This is a genomic window from Micromonospora sp. NPDC047187 (genome assembly GCF_040643355.1).
GTDB lineage: Bacteria > Actinomycetota > Actinomycetes > Mycobacteriales > Micromonosporaceae > Micromonospora > Micromonospora salmantinae.
Map to the genome: position 1 here is coordinate 284536 of NZ_JBEYUF010000003.1, position 15620 is coordinate 300155.

Here is a 15620-nt window from a genome sequence, read left to right on the forward strand (position 1 = left end):
GAATGAGCCTGGATCGCCGGGGTACGCTGACGCGCGTGCCGCCGTTGAATCTGGGCAATCAGCAGCCGAGAACCCCGTTGAACGCCGACCAGGCCTGGCGGATAACCGCCAGCCGGGCGGCCGGGACCGTGCTCTTCTTCGACTTCGACGGCACGCTCGCGCCCGTCGACGACGATCCGACCGCGGTACGCCCGGCGCCCAAGGCGTTGGCAGCGATCGAGGCGCTCGCCCCGGTCGTGCAGCGGGTCGCGATCGTCTCCGCCCGACCCGTCGAGTTCCTTCGGGATCAGCTCGGCGGGCTCGTCGGTGTGGACCTCTACGGCCTCTACGGCCTGGAGCACAGCCACTCCGGCGGCGAGACGGTCACCGAACCTGCCGCGCTGCCCTGGGTGCCGACAATGGCGGAGCTGGCCGACCTGGCTCGGGCAGAACTGCCACCCGGCACGCTTGTCGAGTACAAGCGGCTCTCGGTCGCGCTGCACTGGCGTACCGCCCCGCGACTCGGCGCGACCGTGCAGCAGTGGGGGCAGGCGCAGGCCGACCGTCTGGGGTTGCGCTCGCAGGCCGGGCGGATGGTGCTGGAGCTCAAGCCACCTGTCGACCGGGACAAGGGCATGGTGATCGGCGAGGCGATCAAGGGTGCCACCGGCGCCTGGTACTTCGGCGACGACGTCTCCGACATCAAGGCCTTCGCCGCGCTGCGCGCTCGCGCCGCCGCCGACCCGGACTTCCTCGGTGTCTGCGTGGCGGTGGCCAACCCGGAGACCGGGCACGAGGTGGCCAACGCCGCCGACCTGACCATCGAGTCGCCGGCCGCCCTGGGCGACTTCCTCACCCGGGCGCTGACCCACCTGCCCTGAACTGACCTGACTCCGGCGGCGACCGACGGCGTCGCCGCCGGCTCAGGCGCCGTAGCGGCGTTGTCTGGTGGCGTACGAGCGCAGGGCCCGCAGAAAGTCGATGTGCCGGAAATCCGGCCAGTTGAGCTCGCAGAAGTAGAACTCCGAATGCGCGGACTGCCAGAGCATGAAACCGGACAGCCGCTGCTCGCCGCTGGTGCGGATGACCAGGTCCGGGTCGGGCTGGCCCCGGGTGTAGAGGTGCTCGGCGATGTGCTCGACGTCCAGCACCTCGGCCAACTCCTCGATCGTGCCTCCGGTGGCGGCATGCTCCAGCAGCAGCGAACGGACCGCGTCGGTGATCTCCCGGCGGCCGCCGTAGCCCACCGCGATGTTGACCTCCGCGCCGCCGGTGCGCTCGCGGGTGCGCTCCTCGGCGCCCTTGAGCGCCGCCGCCGTCTGCGCCGGCAGCAGGTCGAGCGCCCCGACGATGCGCAGTCGCCAGGGGTTGCCCTCCTCGGAGAGCTCCACCACCAGGTCCTCAATGATCTTGAGGAGCGGGTCCAGTTCGGCGGCCGGACGGCGCAGGTTGTCGGTGGCCAGCAGATAGAGGGTCACGTGCCCGACGCCGGCCTGGTCACACCAGCCGAGGACATGCTTGATCTTCGCCGCGCCGACCCGGTGCCCGTCGTTCGGGTCGACGAAGCCCATCTCCCTCGCCCATCGGCGGTTGCCGTCGCACATCACCCCGACGTGCCGGGGCACCGGCTTACCCGCGAGCTTCGCCGTGAGCCGGCGCTCGTACACGGAGTAGATAAGGTTCCGCAGCGTCATCACCTAGCAGCGTAGCGACCCTTCAGCCAGTTCACTGCCTCGGAGCCCCATCCCCGCCGCCCAGACCGGCGCCGATCAGCGCGAGCGTACGAGCGGTGAGGCGTCCGTCACCCAGTCCCAACTCGACCACGTCGTAGAACACCCGGTCGTCCCGACGGGCGGCCCGGACCGCCGCGTCCACCACCCGGCGTCGCCGGGCCAACCAGGCCGCTACCGAACTGTGCCGCAGGTGGGTGCCGAGGCGGCGACGCAACCCGTCGGCGTAGCGGCCAGCCGCGCCCTCGGGCGACCTGGCCGCCGCCGACCCGGCGAGCGCGCCGGAGAGCAACGCGTAGAAGATCCCCTCCCCGGTGAACGGATTGATCAGTGACAGGGCGTCCCCGGCCAACAGCGTGCGCCCTCGCCCCGGCGACGGCCGGTGGGTGGAGAGCGGCAGGTGATGCGCGCGCAACGCGGTGACGGTCGCCAGATCGGTGCCGGGCAGCAGCGCGGCCAGCCGGTCCAGCAGGTACGCGCGGCTCAGCGGCTCGCCGCGCAGGACCTCCCCGTACCCGACGTTCGCCCGTCCGTCACCGATCGGAAACGACCAGGCGTACGCCGGCCAACGCGCCTTCGAGGTGACGATGAGCTGCTCGGACGGGCCAGGCAGAGCCGGGGCGTACCCCCGGATGGCCAGCGCGAGGTGCCGGTCGGGGTTCTGCGGATGGCCCAGCGCCCGACGTACCACCGAGCCGGCGCCGTCCGCGCCGATCACCACCCGGCCGGACACCTGCCCGTCGAGCACCACCCGGTCCGCGCGCGGCTCGACCTGGCGCACCGTGTGCCGGCGCAGTTGCGCGCCGGCGGCCACCGCGGCCGCCACCAGCCGCGCGTCGAAGACCTCCCGGGGCACCGTGTACGCGGGTCGGGGCAGCGCCCGAGCCACCGCACCGCCGCCCGGCGAGATCATGCGCAGCGCCGGCAGGGGCGCGTAACCCGCCACCGCCTCGGTCACCCCCAGCTCGGCGAGCACGTCCACCGAGTGCGCGGCGATCCCGTCACCACACGCCTTGTCCCGGGGAAAATCGGCCCGGTCCAGCAGCAGCACGCTGGCACCGGCCCGGCGCGCCGTCAGCGCGGCTGCCGCCCCGGCCGGCCCCGCCCCCACCACCACCACGTCGAACTCGTCGTCCACCGCGCGCCTCCCTCCAGTCCGACGCGGCGCGGCCGCTCCCGCCGGGCGACCCGGTCGGCCTTGCGGCCGGCCGCCCGACGATCTCCGCAGCCGCGCCGACCATCTCCGCAGCCGCCCCGACGCCGGCCGCTGTGACCGACGCCACCCGCCATCCTGCCCCCTGCCCGCCCTCGAAGACCGCTCCCGCACCGGGCCAGCCGGTCCCACCCACCCTCCTTTGCTCTGCACCCGCGGACGCGACGGTTACCGTCCGCGACTGTCGCCTATCGGGGTGCAGAGCAAAGGGGGGATGGGCGTGGACTGGGTCGTGGTCGGCCGCCGGGTCGGCACCCAGCGGCGTCGGCGCGGGGCCCACCCCGGTCAGGGTTGGGGTTCAGGCTGGGCCGCGTCGGGGGTGCGGGCGGCGCGGCGCAGGCCGTAGAGCGCCAGCCCGGCGGCGGCGAGCAGAGGGGCGCCGTCGCGGATCAGGCCGTCCACGCCCAACAGCCACCAGCACAGCGGCAGATCCACGGCGAGTACGGCAACCGTGACGACGACCAGCAGGCCACGCGCCCAGTCCTTGCCCCGCATCAGGAACGCGGTGCAGAACAGCACCGCGTAGCTGGCCGTGATGCCCGCACCGAACCAGAACAGCACGGCGGGCACCGCCGTCAGTCGACCATCCAGGATGGAACCCCCGGCCACCAGGGCCGGCACCAACATCAGCGGGCTGTAGGTGAAGGCCGCCACCCGGCTGGTCAACAACCAGGCACTGGACTGTGGTCGGCGTGGAGGGGTCTCCCGCCAGGAGATGCCGTCCCGGTCGATGACGAGGCGTGGACGGTGCCGGACCAGGTGCCCGGCCAACGCCGACGAGCGGTAGAGCAACCAGACCACCGCGACACAGAGCGCCGTGAGAATGGCGAAGCCGAGCAGGCCGGGCACCGGCGGCACCCCCTGCCGGGGCACGATGAGCCGGCCGACCGCGAAGATCGTGGTGACCGCGAGGATCAGCCCGAACGGGCGGGCCACCGTACGACCCCGTCGCACGTGCCCGATCAGCAGCAGGAAGCCGAACGAGCGCAGCATGGCCCAGCCGGTCCGTACGGCCAGCCCGAATCCCTGCTCCGGGGCGTACCACCAGTTGAGCAGCTCGACCACGACGGTGGCCGCCGCCGTCGTCGCCAGCAGGGTGGTGAGTACCCGGACGGCGGACGGCCGCCGGACCTGGGTCTCGGCGGCCGTCCTCATGAAATCCGATGTTGCCCGCGAAGGGCCTCGTTCACACCTACCGCTGCGGCTGCGCGGCGTCCAGGCGGGCGCGCAGCGCGTCCAACTCGGCCCAGAGCACGCCGGGCAGCTTGTCACCGAACTTCTCGAACCACTCGGTGATCATCGGCAGCTCGTTACGCCACTCGTCCGGGTCGACCTTCAGCGCGATCCGAACATCCTCCGGGGTCATGTCCAGGCCCTCGACGTCCAGGGCGGCCGGCGCGGGGACCATGCCGACCGGCGTCTCGACCGCGTCGGCGGTGCCCTCGATCCGCTCGACGACCCACTTGAGCACCCGGGAGTTCTCCCCGAAGCCCGGCCAGAGGAACGAGCCGTCCGGGTCCTTGCGGAACCAGTTGACGTAGTAGATCTTCGGCAGCTTCGCCTCGTCGCCGTCGGCGCCCTTGCCCATCTCGATCCAGTGCCGGAAGTAGTCCCCGGCGTGGTAGCCGATGAACGGCAGCATCGCCATCGGGTCCCGCCGGACCACGCCGACGGCGCCGGACGCGGCGGCGGTGGTCTCCGAGGAGAGCGTGGCACCCATGTAGACGCCGTGCACCCAGTCGCGGGCCTCGGTCACCAGCGGGACGGTGTCCTTGCGGCGTCCGCCGAAGAGGATCGCGTCGATCGGCACGCCGTTCGGGTCGAAGTACTCGTCGGCGAGGATCGGGCACTGGGTGATCGGGGTGCAGAACCGGCTGTTCGCGTGGGAGGACAGGCTGTCGCTCTCCGGCGTCCAGTCGTTGCCCTTCCAGTCGATCAGGTGTGCCGGCGGCTCGCCCATGCCTTCCCACCAGACGTCGCCGTCATCGGTGAGGCCGACGTTGGTGAAGACGGAGTTGCCCCGGTCCAGCGTGCGCATGGCGTTGGCGTTGGTCTTCCAGTCGGTGCCGGGCGCGACGCCGAACAGGCCGTACTCGGGGTTGACGGCGTAGAGGCGACCGTCCGGGCCGAAGCGCATCCAGGCGATGTCGTCGCCGATGGTCTCGACCTTCCAGCCGGGAATCGTCGGCTCCACCATGGCGAGGTTGGTCTTGCCGCAGGCAGACGGGAACGCGCCGGCGATGTGGTAGGTCTTGCCCTCCGGCGAGGTGATCTTGAGGATCAGCATGTGCTCGGCGAGCCAGCCCTCGTCCCGGCCCATCACGCTGGCGATCCGCAGCGAGTAGCACTTCTTGCCCAGCAGCGAGTTGCCGCCGTAACCCGAGCCGTACGACCAGATCTCCCGGCTCTCCGGGAAGTGCGAGATGTACTTGGTCTCGTTGCACGGCCAGGCGACATCCTGCTGGCCGGGGGCGAGCGGGGCGCCGATCGAGTGCAGCGCGTGCACGAAGTCGGCGTCGTCGCCCATGGCCTCGAGGACCCGGGCGCCCATCCGCGTCATGATGCGCATCGAGGCGACCACGTACGGGCTGTCGGTGATCTCGACACCGAACATCGGGGACTCGGCCTCGACCGGCCCCATGACGAACGGGATGACGTACATGGTGCGACCGCGCATGGAGCCCCGGTACAAGTCCGTCATCGTCCGCTTCATCTCGGCCGGCGCCATCCAGTTGTTGGTGGGGCCGGCGTCCGCCTCGTCGACGGAACAGATGTAGGTGCGCTCCTCGACCCGGGCGACGTCCGTCGGGTCGGTGCGCGCGTAGAACGAGTTGGGCTTCTTCTCCGGGTTGAGCCGGATCAGGGTGCCGGCCTCGACCAGCTCATCGGTGAGGCGGCGCCACTCCTCGTCGGACCCGTCCACCCAGACGACACGGTCGGGGGTGGTCAGTTCCGCGACCTCACGGACCCAGGCGAGCAGTTTCGGATGGGACGTCGGGGCCTGATCGATACCCCGCACAACAGCCGGAGCAACCATGACACATCTCCTTGTGGTCGACGCTGACCGATCTATGGGATGCACGAGACTCAGCGGCGCGATGCGTCGCCTTCGTGGAAACCTGGGATTGGCCTCAGCGTAAACCGGGCAGCCTTCCGAGTCAGTGGGACAGGTTGTGAAGAACTGCACAAGCTACGGCCTCGCTGCGGCATCACGAGCTGATACCCGCTTTCCCGCGCAGTTTCACGCAAATCTTGTTGTGCACCCCGGCGGACGCTTGTTGCGGTCGGGCCGTGGACCTGCCCCCGCCGACCGGTGCGGTGATTCCCGTTCCGCGGCGGCTCAGTCCTCCCAATTGGCTACGCTCTGTGCGGTGGTCACGTACGCGGCGCTGGGCCCCTCCGGGAGACCACGCCCGCTTGCCGTTGCTACCCCTCTGACTGGACGGCAGCCGGTAGGCTCCCTCCGTGGCCGCCACGATGACCGGGGAACAACCGGGTCCCCGGCAGACCCGACGGGGTCTCGTCGGCTTACTCCTCGACCGCTTCGGTCACCTCATCCACGAGATGGGCAAGTTCGCCACAGTGGGTGGTTTCGCCTTCCTCGTCGACTTCGCGCTCTTCAACTACCTGACGAGCAAGTACGGCGTCGAAGAGCTGACGGCGAAGACGATCTCCACGGTGATCGCGGCGTCCGTCGCCTTCGTGGGCAACCGGTTCTGGACGTGGCGGCACCGACAGCGCAACAACGCGGCCCGCGAGTACGCGCTCTTCTTCTTCTTCAACGCTGTCGGTCTCGGCATCACTGTGGCCTGCCTCGCGCTCAGCCGCTACGGGCTCGGAGCCATCTGGCCGGCCGTGTTCCAGACGCGCCTGGCGGACAATCTCGCCAGCTACATCGTCGGCACGGGGTTCGCCACGCTGTTTCGATTCTGGTCGTACCGGCGGTTCGTCTTCGTCGAAGCGGGAACCCCGACCCTTCCGCAGGTGAATCCCGACCGAGACCACGGGGCGTGACCTGCCGCCCACCTCGTTCGGCCGGTGATCGCCGGCCGCACCGACTGCCCTAAGGTGTTTCGCATGCGTCTTGTCCGCCTGCTGCCTGAGCGCTGGCAGAAGTTCATCCACGAGGCGCTCAAGTTCGGCATCGTCGGCGGCATCAACACCGTCATCAATTACGCGGTGTTCAATGCCCTTGCACTGACCGTTTTCGTCAATGGTCAGTTGAAGGCGACAGTGATCGCGACGATCGTCGCCACCATCACGTCGTACCTCATGAATCGGCACTGGACGTACAGCGATCGCCCGAAATCGGCGCTTCGCAGGGAATATCTCCTTTTCTTCCTTTTCAACGGCGCTGGCCTGCTCATTGAGCTGGGGGCCGTGGCGGCGGCCAAGTACGGTCTCGGCGTAAACGGGCTGCTGGCGCTGAATCTGGCCAAGACCGTCGGCGTCATGCTGGCCACGCTGTTCCGGTTCTGGTCGTACCGCACCTTCGTCTTCCAACCCGTCGCACCGGCCGAGGACGAGGCCACGAAGCCCGACTCCACCTGGCACGGCATTCCGCGCGACGAGTGGGACACCATGGCGGAGATGGACCCGGTCGCCGAGTTGGCGGAATCGGTGTCCGAACTGGAGGAGGCGGAGTCCGCGCACCGCCTCGACTCCCCGGCCGGCGCACCGACTCAGGGCCGGCTCCCGCGGTTGAGCGTCAGCCCCGCCGTCGACCTGGACGCGGAACTCGCCGCGGAGCTGCACGTCAGCACCCGTCGCGCGCCCCGCCGGTGACGACACCCGACGCCCGCTCCGGCACGGGGCGCCCGGCCGAGCTGTTCTTCGAGGATCTCGTCCCGGGGCTCACCGTCGACCTCGGCGTGGTCACCGTGGACGCCGACGAGATGGTCGCCTTCGCCCGACGCTTCGACCCGCAGTGGTACCACGTCGACCCCGACCTGGCCGCCGCGAGCCGGCACGGTGGTCTGATCGCCAGCGGCTTCTACACGGTCAGCCTGTTCATGCGCGCGTACGTCGACCACCTGCTGTCCCGGGCCGCGGCTGACGCCTCCCCCGGCCTGGAGGAGCTGCGCTGGCTCGCCCCGGTGCGGGCCGGCGACCGGCTCGCCGTCCGAGTCGACGTGATGGGCGCCCGGCCGTCGACCGCCCGCCCCGGGCTCGGCACCGTCAGCCTCACCGGCACCATGCTGCGCCTCGGCCCGGACGACCGGCCCGAGCAGGAGGTGCTGCGGACCCGCTTCCGTGGCTGGTTCGCCGTGCGACCGGTCGAGGCCGACCCCGCCGAGGTCGAGGCCGAGGCCACCGAAGCCGCCCCGACCGACGCTGACCAGCCCGACGCTGACCGGCGCGGGGTTGACCAGCCCGACGGCGGCCCGACCGCAGCGGACCCGTCCACCGTCGGGCCGTCCGACGGCGACCCGACGCAGAGCAGCGGCTCACCCGAGGCCCGACGACCCGACTGACCCGCCCCCGACAGTGCGGCAGGGGCGGGTCCCACCGGCCGGTTCAGGTGGTGGTGTCGCGCAACGGCTTGCCGTCCTGCATGTCGGCGAGCATGTCGCGCATCTCGCCATCGCCCAGCGAGTGCTTGTCGTGCTGTGCCTCGACCAGCTCGTACAGGGTGGTCTGCACCTTCCCGACGTCCGGCACGTCGGCGAGCACCGACTGGCCGCGCTCACCGGCCGACTCGATGGTGAGCGTCCCGCAGCCGAGCAGACGCTCGACGAAACGCTGGTTCATCGAATGGTCGTTGACCCGGGCGAGCGGAAGGTCCCGCCGGTCCCGGGAGAACACACCCTGCTGAAGCAGGACTCGCTCGTTCGTGAACAGGTAGTGGGTGGTGCGCCAGACCAGGAACGGCCACAGGCCGAGCCAGAGCACCGCGACCAGGGCGATCGCCCCGATCACGGCCAGCGCGATCGAACCGCCACCACTCTCGGGCAACAGGAGCACGCCGACCACCACCGCGGCGATGGCCAGCACCAGCACCGCGATCGGCCGGATCAACGCCTTCCAGTGCGGATGCAGGTGCAGCACGACGTGCTCGTCCTCGGTGAGCACGTCTTCAGGAAACGCCACGGGAACCTCCAACGCGATTTTCTAGACGCGCAGACGGTAAACCCCCCAAGCCCCACCACAACATCCGCCGCGCGGGCCCACTCGGCTCTTCGTGATCTTGCCGGTCCTCAGCGGAGGTGCAGGACGTCGCCGGCGGCCAGGGTTCGGGTGCCGGCTGACGTGGTGACCATCAGTTGGCCGTCCGGGTCCACTCCGGTGGCGGTGCCGGTCAGGGATTCACCGTTGGGGAGCAGGACGCGTACCTCGCGGCCGATCGTCGCGCAGGCCGCCAGGTAGGCGTCGCGCAGGCCGCTGGCCACCGCGTCGCCGCCCGCCGACCGCCAACGGTCGTACCAGTCGGCGACCGCCCGCAGCAGCGCCCGCAGCAGCGGATCCCGATCGGTGGCCACAGCGCCGGCCAACTGGAGCGAGGTGGCCGGCAGCCCGGTCGGATTCACCGGCAGCTCGTCGGCGCGCAACGTCACGTTGAGCCCGATGCCCAGCACGATCGCCGGCGGTTGGTCCGGCGCCCGTCCGGGCACCGCCTCGGCCAGCACGCCCGCGCACTTCGCGTCGTCGATCAGCAGGTCGTTCGGCCACTTGAGGGTGGCTTCCAGCTCGGCCAGCCGGGCCACCGCCTCGACCAGCGCCACGCCGGCCAGCAACGGCAGCCACCCGTACCCAGTGGGTGTCGCCGGCAGCCAGCCGCGGTCCGGTACGGCCTCGCCCGGCCGCAGCAGGACGCTCGTCGCGATGCCGGCCCGCGCCGGCGACTGCCAGACCCGACCGCGCCGACCACGCCCTTCGGTCTGCCGCTCGGCGACCACGACCAGGCCCTCAGGCTCGTCGGCCCGGGCGGCCTCGGCCACGTCGGCGTTGGTGGAGCCCGTCTCGGCACGCAGCTCCAGCCGGGCCCACGGCCCGTTCGGCGCTGTCAACGCGCGGCGCAGCCGGGCCGCCGACAGCGGCGGCCGGTCCAGATCGGTGTACGGGGAGCCCGACATTCCGCCAGCCTACGGCGGTGCTCCGGTCGACACTGAGGCGTACTGCACAGCGGCACCCACCTGAACCATCGTTATATTCCCTGGGTGACTACCGAGACCGGGACCAACATGCACAGCACCGCGGGCAAGCTGGCGGACCTGGAGCGCCGGGTCGATGAGGCGGTGCACGCCGGGTCGGCCCGCGCCGTGGAGAAGCAGCACGCGCGCGGCAAGAAGACCGCCCGCGAGCGGATCGAGATGCTGCTCGACGAGGGCTCCTTCGTCGAACTCGACGAGCTGGCCCGGCACCGGTCCACGGCCTTCGGGCTGGAGCGGAACCGCCCGTACGGCGACGGTGTGGTCACCGGCTACGGCACGGTGGACGGCCGGCAGGTGTGCGTCTTCGCGCAGGACTTCACTGTCTTCGGTGGCTCGCTCGGCGAGGTCTTCGGCGAGAAGATCGTCAAGGTGATGGACCTGGCCATGAAGATCGGCTGCCCGGTGGTCGGCATCAACGACTCCGGCGGCGCGCGCATCCAGGAGGGCGTCGTCTCGCTCGGCCTCTACGGCGAGATCTTCTTCCGCAACGTGCGGGCCTCCGGCGTCATCCCGCAGATCTCACTGGTGATGGGCCCGTGCGCCGGCGGCGCGGTCTACTCCCCGGCGGTCACCGACTTCACAGTGATGGTCGACCAGACCTCGCACATGTTCATCACCGGCCCCGACGTGATCAAGACGGTGACGGGCGAGGACGTCGGCATGGAGGAGCTGGGCGGCGCGCGTACGCACAACTCCCGCAGCGGCAACGCGCACTACCTCGCCAGTGACGAGGAGGACGCTGTCGACTACGTCAAGGCGCTGCTGTCGTACCTGCCGTCGAACAACCTCGACGAGCCGGTCGTCGTCGACGCCCCCGCCGAGCTGGCGATCAGCGACGAGGACCGGGAGTTGGACACCCTGATCCCGGACTCGGCGAACCAGCCGTACGACATGCACACAGTCCTCGAGCACGTCCTCGACGACGGGGAGTTCCTGGAGGTCCAGCCGCTCTACGCGCAGAACATCGTGGTCGGCTACGGCCGGGTCGAGGGGCGACCGGTCGGTGTGGTGGCCAACCAGCCGATGCACTTCGCCGGCACCCTGGACATCGCCGCCTCGGAGAAGGCCGCCCGCTTCGTTCGCACCTGCGACGCGTTCAACATCCCGGTGCTGACCTTCGTGGACGTGCCCGGCTTCCTGCCCGGCACCGGTCAGGAGTGGGACGGCATCATCCGCCGGGGCGCGAAGCTCATCTACGCGTACGCCGAGGCGACCGTCCCCAAGGTCACCGTCATCACCCGCAAGGCGTACGGCGGGGCGTACGACGTGATGGGCTCCAAGCACCTCGGCGCGGACCTGAACTTCGCCTGGCCGACCGCGCAGATCGCGGTGATGGGTGCGCAGGGCGCTGTGAACATCCTCTACCGCTCCGAGCTGGCCGGCGCCGAGGACCCCGCGGCGGTCCGGGCCGAGAAGATCGCCGAGTACGAGGACACCCTGGCCAACCCGTACGTGGCCGCCGAGCGCGGGTACATCGACTCGGTGATCGCTCCGCACGAGACGCGCACCCAGATCGTCCGGGCGCTGCGCGTCCTGCGGACCAAGCGGGAGACCCTGCCGCCCAAGAAGCACGGCAACATCCCGCTCTGATCTCGCCGCCGCCTGCTGACCCCGAGCCGGGGGTCAGCAGGCTGGGTTGGCGGCAGCGCACATCCGGGCTGCCGCCGCCACGGCGAGCTGGCGGAGTTTCGCCTCGGTGCCGTCATCTGCGATGCGGAGCAACGAGACAGCGTCGCCGACCCGGACGACGGCCAGGAAGGTCGGCGGCGGTGCATTGCCGAACGTCTGCCCGGTCTGCACGTCCCGAGGGGCCGTGAGCGTGTCCCGCAGGATGGCGGCGTCGTCCCCCGCGAAGCCCCGCTGCACCACCGCCCACCGGTGGATCACCTCCATGGTGTGGGTGCCGTCCACCGTCTGCCACTGCTCGACGCTTCGCCACTCGGCGCACGGCGCGACCAGGTCGTCCAGACTGGTGAAGAGCTGTCGAGCCGTCTCGGGCACCAACCTGAAGAGATCCTGCATGACCAGTGCGTCGCCCGGCACGAGGACGCCTTGAGTGGGCTTCCGCATGAGGGTCTGTGAACGGGACAGGATGGACATTTGCCAGCCGTCCGGCAGTCCCTGGCTGGTCCGGCAGTGGCCGAGCGTGTCCTCCAGCCGGACCGGCTCGCCCAGCCCTGCCTGGCTGAGCTGCACATAAACCGGCTGCGGCAGGTCGGCCGGCTGCAACAGGGCGTCGGTGGTGATCTCGTGCCGGGTCGGCGAGGGGGACGGCGCGGCGGCCGGCTGAACCAATGGCGGGGACGTCCTCGGCGCGGCGACCGCCACGGCGGAGACCCCGGCGAAGGCCAGCACGACGGTCGCCACCACGATCTTGCGCTGGCTGCGGCGACGGCCCCGGGAGCGGATCTCCTCCGGGGCGAGCCAGCGCACGTCCCGCAGGTCCCGCTGGATCTGTTCGACGAATGTCGGGTCGTCACGCATCGGTGGCCTCCTCCAGATCAGAGACGGCGAGCAGACCGGCGAGCGCGGCACGCCCCCGGGAGAGTCGAGCCTTGACCGTGCCCACCGGGGCTGCGGTCTCCCGCGCCACGTCGGCGACCGGCATCCCCATCAGGTAGTACAGGGCGATCGCGACACGTTGCTCCTCGGGCAGGAGACGCAACGCGGCGACCACCTCGACGGTGTCGGTGCCCGGCCCGGGAACCGTCTCGGTCACACCGTGCCGCAGGTACGCGCGGGCCCGGCTCCGCAGGCTGCGCCACCGGCTGACCGCGATCCGGCTGGCCACCACCCGCAGCCACGCCTCCGGGTCGTCGTACCCGCTGACCGTCGACCAGCGCTGCCACGCCCGGATGTACGCCTCCTGCACGGCGTCCTGCGCCTCGCCCCGATCGCCGGTGAGGGCGTAGACGAACCCGAGGAGTCGTTGCCGACTCCCCCGGTAGAACTCGTCGAACCCGTCGACGTCCGGCACCCGCTACCTCCCCGTGTCGGTCGCTGGGAACACGCACCGGCACGGGGCGTTGGTTGCCCGCTCAGGCGATCGACTTTTCCAGTTCGGCGAGCGGGAACGCGCCGGCCCCGATCCGCTCCCGGACCGCCCGGCGTACGGCCCGCTGTACTGCGACGTTGACCGGCGTCGGTACGCCGTGCAACCGGCCGAGCAGCGCGATCTCGCCGTTGAGGTGGTCGACCTCGGTCGAGCCGGTGCCCCGGGCCAGGCTCTGCCAGGTCGAGCCGCCGGAGCGGGCCTCGCCGTCGACCGGGCGTTGCCCGACCAGGTCGCCGCGTTCGGCCTTCTCCTCCTCCGGCGAGGTGTGCGCGATGCCGGCGGCGGCGAGCGCGGCGACGCCCTCGGCGCGTACCCGCTCGATCAGCGCGTCCGGGATGTCCTGGCCGAGCAACGCCTGCAGGCCGTTACCGAGGTTGCTGAGCAGCTTGCCGTACTTCCAGCGCAGCACGTCGGTGCGGACCGGGGCGACGAAGCCGGCGGCGGTCAGGTCGGCGGCGATCGCGCGGTCGGTGTCGTCGGCGCCCCCGGGGTACCGCCCGATGTGGAGCATCCCGGGATGCGGGTACCCGTTGGCGACCACCACGCCCGGGTCCAGGTGGGTGGCCGGCAGCCAGACGCAGACCGGGTGCACGTCCGCGAAGAGGCGCAGCGCGGCCCGCTCGTTGGCCACCCCGTTCTGCGCTGTCACCAGCGGCAGACGTTCGCCCGCCGTGCCGCCGCCGGCCACCGGCGCGTCCACCCAGGCGGCCAACGCGACGGCGGTGTCCTGCGACTTCACGGTGAGGATCAGCACGGTGTCCGCCGGCAGCGGCTGGTCAGTGGGCCGGTCCACCGCCGCGAGCCGGGCGGTGACCTCACCCTCGGGCTGCCGCAGTGTCAGACCCCGCGCGCGGATCGCGTCCAGGTGGGCGCCGCGGGCCACCACTGTCACGTCCCGGTCGGCCTGAGCCAGCCGTACGCCGATCGTCCCGCCGACAGCACCCGCCCCGATGATCACGTATCGCATGGCCTCATTCTGCCCGCCGGTGCGCCTACAGCCCGTGCGGCTTCCGCCCGTCGGTCAGCCGGTCAGGCCGGCGTCGGTGAGGATCGGGCCGGCGAGCAGGAGCGCACCGGCTAGCAGGGCGGCCAGGTTGACGAGGGCGAAAAGGCTCACCCAGAAGAGCGGCGGGAACGGAGTGAGCCCGGCGAGTTGGTCGGCGTCGGAGGCGGGCATCCGACCGCGCGAGCGCAGCCGCTGGAGCTCGACCACCGGCCGCACCCCACCGAGCAGCAGAAACCACACCCCGGCGTACGCGAAAGCGGCCTGGACCTGCGGCGTCGCGTACCACGAGACGGCGAACACCAGCGCGCCGGTGATCAGCAACGACACCACGCCGAAGACGTTGCGGATCATGACGAGCATGGCCAGCAGCAGCGCCACGGCCACCCAGAGCAGCAGGGTGATCCGGTTACCGCCGAGCAGCCAGGCACCGGCCAGTCCGACCAGCGGCGGCGCGACGTATCCGGCGAGCAGAGTGAGGATCATGCCCGGCCCGGTGGGGCGGCCGGCGGAGAGCGTCAGCCCGGACGTGTCCGAGTGCAACCGGATGCCGTGCAGCTTGCGGCCGGTGAGCAGGGCAGCCAGGGCGTGCCCGCCCTCGTGCGCGATGGTGATGGCGTTACGGGCGATCCGCCACGGCAGCCGGGTGGAGACCACCACCAGCGCCACGGCCCCGGTGATCAGCACCAGCAGTGCGGGCGGGTCCGGCTGCGCGCCGAACAGCGTGTCCCACAGGTCGCCCAGCCCGTCGATCGACATCATGGGGCGCGAGCCTACCGGCGGCGTTCCGTGTCGCTCCCGAGGCACCGCCTCGTATCACCTGAGGCGGGTCGGTGGCCAACGAAAGCAGAGGTGATTGCAGATGAGGTTGTTGCCGTTGGAACACCATGTCGGGCTCTGGACCGAGGTCGACTACTTCGCCCTGGGTGAGACCCCGGACCGGATCGAGCTGCTCGACGGAAGCCTGCTTCTGAGCCCGGTTCCGAGTAAGCGCCACCAGTTGGTGTCGCGCCGGCTGGCCGACCATGTCGAGTGCGCGGCAGACGGCCTCGCCGTCTTCGAGGCGGTCAACGTTCGGCTCGGGGTGGATCGGATTGTCATCCCCGATGTAGTTGTCGCGGACACCGACGACGAGGGCACGGCGGTAGAGGCCGCCGAGGTGGTGCTCGTCTGCGAGATCGTCTCGCCCGGCAACGCCGCTGCCGACCGGCTGGTCAAGATGCAGCTCTACGCCATTGCGCGAATCCCCTGGTATCTGCTGGTCGAGCAGGATGGGGATGCTCACTCGTTGCGGCTGTTCCGGTTGGACGGTGAGCACTACGTCGAGGACCAGGTGGCCAAGCCCGGCGAGACGCTGACCGTCGTGGAGCCGTTCCGCTGGCAGCTCGACCCGGCCACACTGCGCTGATCCGTCCCGCCCCGGCCAGCGGATCTCCACGCCCCGCCGATGAAGCTTTTTTCCGGTCACTCTTGTGATCTAGGGCACTTA

The 15620-nt window shown here is 70.8% G+C and carries 15 protein-coding genes and 1 pseudogene; 6 read left to right on the forward strand and 10 right to left on the reverse strand.

Features of this window, described 5'->3' with window-relative positions; translation table 11 throughout:
* Positions 1-35: 35 nt before the first annotated feature.
* The gene (otsB, locus tag ABZ794_RS08625) at positions 36-860 is read left to right on the forward strand and encodes a trehalose-phosphatase (RefSeq protein ID WP_210784415.1); all 825 of its coding nucleotides are present in this window, start codon (positions 36-38) and stop codon (positions 858-860) included.
* 42 nt (positions 861-902) lie between these two features.
* On the opposite strand, the gene ABZ794_RS08630 is transcribed toward otsB, so the two are convergent.
* The 4 genes from ABZ794_RS08630 to ABZ794_RS08645 all read right to left on the reverse strand — a co-directional run bounded on the left by ABZ794_RS08630 (position 903) and on the right by ABZ794_RS08645 (position 5959).
* Positions 903-1673, reverse strand: a complete 771-nt coding sequence (locus ABZ794_RS08630) for an isoprenyl transferase (RefSeq protein WP_091394347.1) — start codon at positions 1671-1673, stop codon at positions 903-905.
* A 31-nt stretch (positions 1674-1704) separates the two neighbouring features.
* Positions 1705-2847, reverse strand: a complete 1143-nt coding sequence (locus ABZ794_RS08635) for a geranylgeranyl reductase family protein (protein WP_210784416.1) — start codon at positions 2845-2847, stop codon at positions 1705-1707.
* A 360-nt stretch (positions 2848-3207) separates the two neighbouring features.
* Positions 3208-4077: a hypothetical protein gene (locus tag ABZ794_RS08640; protein WP_210784417.1), complete on the reverse strand. Its 870-nt coding sequence runs from the start codon at positions 4075-4077 to the stop codon at positions 3208-3210.
* Positions 4078-4114: 37 nt separating this feature from the next.
* A complete protein-coding gene (locus ABZ794_RS08645; RefSeq protein WP_357514898.1) occupies positions 4115-5959 on the reverse strand; it encodes a phosphoenolpyruvate carboxykinase (GTP) in 1845 nt (614 codons plus the stop codon).
* 136 nt (positions 5960-6095) lie between these two features.
* Here ABZ794_RS08645 and ABZ794_RS08650 point away from each other — a divergent pair.
* The 3 genes and pseudogenes from ABZ794_RS08650 to ABZ794_RS08660 all read left to right on the forward strand — a co-directional run bounded on the left by ABZ794_RS08650 (position 6096) and on the right by ABZ794_RS08660 (position 8396).
* A pseudogene (locus tag ABZ794_RS08650) lies at positions 6096-6936 on the forward strand (GtrA family protein).
* A 63-nt stretch (positions 6937-6999) separates the two neighbouring features.
* A complete protein-coding gene (locus ABZ794_RS08655; protein WP_210784471.1) occupies positions 7000-7707 on the forward strand; it encodes a GtrA family protein in 708 nt (235 codons plus the stop codon).
* Complete coding sequence (locus ABZ794_RS08660; protein WP_210784419.1) at positions 7704-8396, forward strand: MaoC/PaaZ C-terminal domain-containing protein; 693 nt, start codon at positions 7704-7706, stop codon at positions 8394-8396. The genes ABZ794_RS08655 and ABZ794_RS08660 overlap by 4 nt, the downstream gene beginning before the upstream one ends.
* A 43-nt stretch (positions 8397-8439) precedes the next feature.
* Here ABZ794_RS08660 and ABZ794_RS08665 read toward each other — a convergent pair whose 3' ends face one another.
* Positions 8440-9012, reverse strand: coding sequence for a PH domain-containing protein (locus tag ABZ794_RS08665; RefSeq protein ID WP_210784420.1), 573 nt, complete (start codon positions 9010-9012; stop codon positions 8440-8442).
* A gap of 107 nt (positions 9013-9119) precedes the next feature.
* Positions 9120-9995, reverse strand: a complete 876-nt coding sequence (locus ABZ794_RS08670) for a biotin--[acetyl-CoA-carboxylase] ligase (protein ID WP_210784421.1) — start codon at positions 9993-9995, stop codon at positions 9120-9122.
* 84 nt (positions 9996-10079) lie between these two features.
* On the opposite strand from ABZ794_RS08670, the gene ABZ794_RS08675 reads away from it, so the two are divergent.
* The gene (locus ABZ794_RS08675) at positions 10080-11663 is read left to right on the forward strand and encodes an acyl-CoA carboxylase subunit beta (protein WP_210784422.1); all 1584 of its coding nucleotides are present in this window, start codon (positions 10080-10082) and stop codon (positions 11661-11663) included.
* A 33-nt stretch (positions 11664-11696) separates the two neighbouring features.
* On the opposite strand, the gene ABZ794_RS08680 is transcribed toward ABZ794_RS08675, so the two are convergent.
* The 4 genes from ABZ794_RS08680 to ABZ794_RS08695 all read right to left on the reverse strand — a co-directional run bounded on the left by ABZ794_RS08680 (position 11697) and on the right by ABZ794_RS08695 (position 14893).
* Positions 11697-12557 (reverse strand): hypothetical protein, encoded by an 861-nt coding sequence (locus ABZ794_RS08680; protein WP_210784423.1) that lies wholly within the window; start codon positions 12555-12557, stop codon positions 11697-11699.
* The gene (locus tag ABZ794_RS08685) at positions 12550-13050 is read right to left on the reverse strand and encodes a SigE family RNA polymerase sigma factor (protein ID WP_210784424.1); all 501 of its coding nucleotides are present in this window, start codon (positions 13048-13050) and stop codon (positions 12550-12552) included. Before ABZ794_RS08685 ends, ABZ794_RS08680 begins: the two co-directional genes overlap by 8 nt.
* Before the next feature lie 61 nt (positions 13051-13111).
* A complete protein-coding gene (locus tag ABZ794_RS08690) occupies positions 13112-14095 on the reverse strand; it encodes a 2-dehydropantoate 2-reductase N-terminal domain-containing protein (RefSeq protein ID WP_357514902.1) in 984 nt (327 codons plus the stop codon).
* 54 nt (positions 14096-14149) lie between these two features.
* Complete coding sequence (locus ABZ794_RS08695; protein WP_357514904.1) at positions 14150-14893, reverse strand: M50 family metallopeptidase; 744 nt, start codon at positions 14891-14893, stop codon at positions 14150-14152.
* A 100-nt stretch (positions 14894-14993) separates the two neighbouring features.
* Between ABZ794_RS08695 and ABZ794_RS08700 the strand changes: the two genes are divergently transcribed.
* Entirely contained in the window at positions 14994-15539 is a 546-nt protein-coding gene (locus ABZ794_RS08700) for a Uma2 family endonuclease (RefSeq protein ID WP_357514906.1), read from the forward strand.
* Positions 15540-15620: the final 81 nt, after the last annotated feature.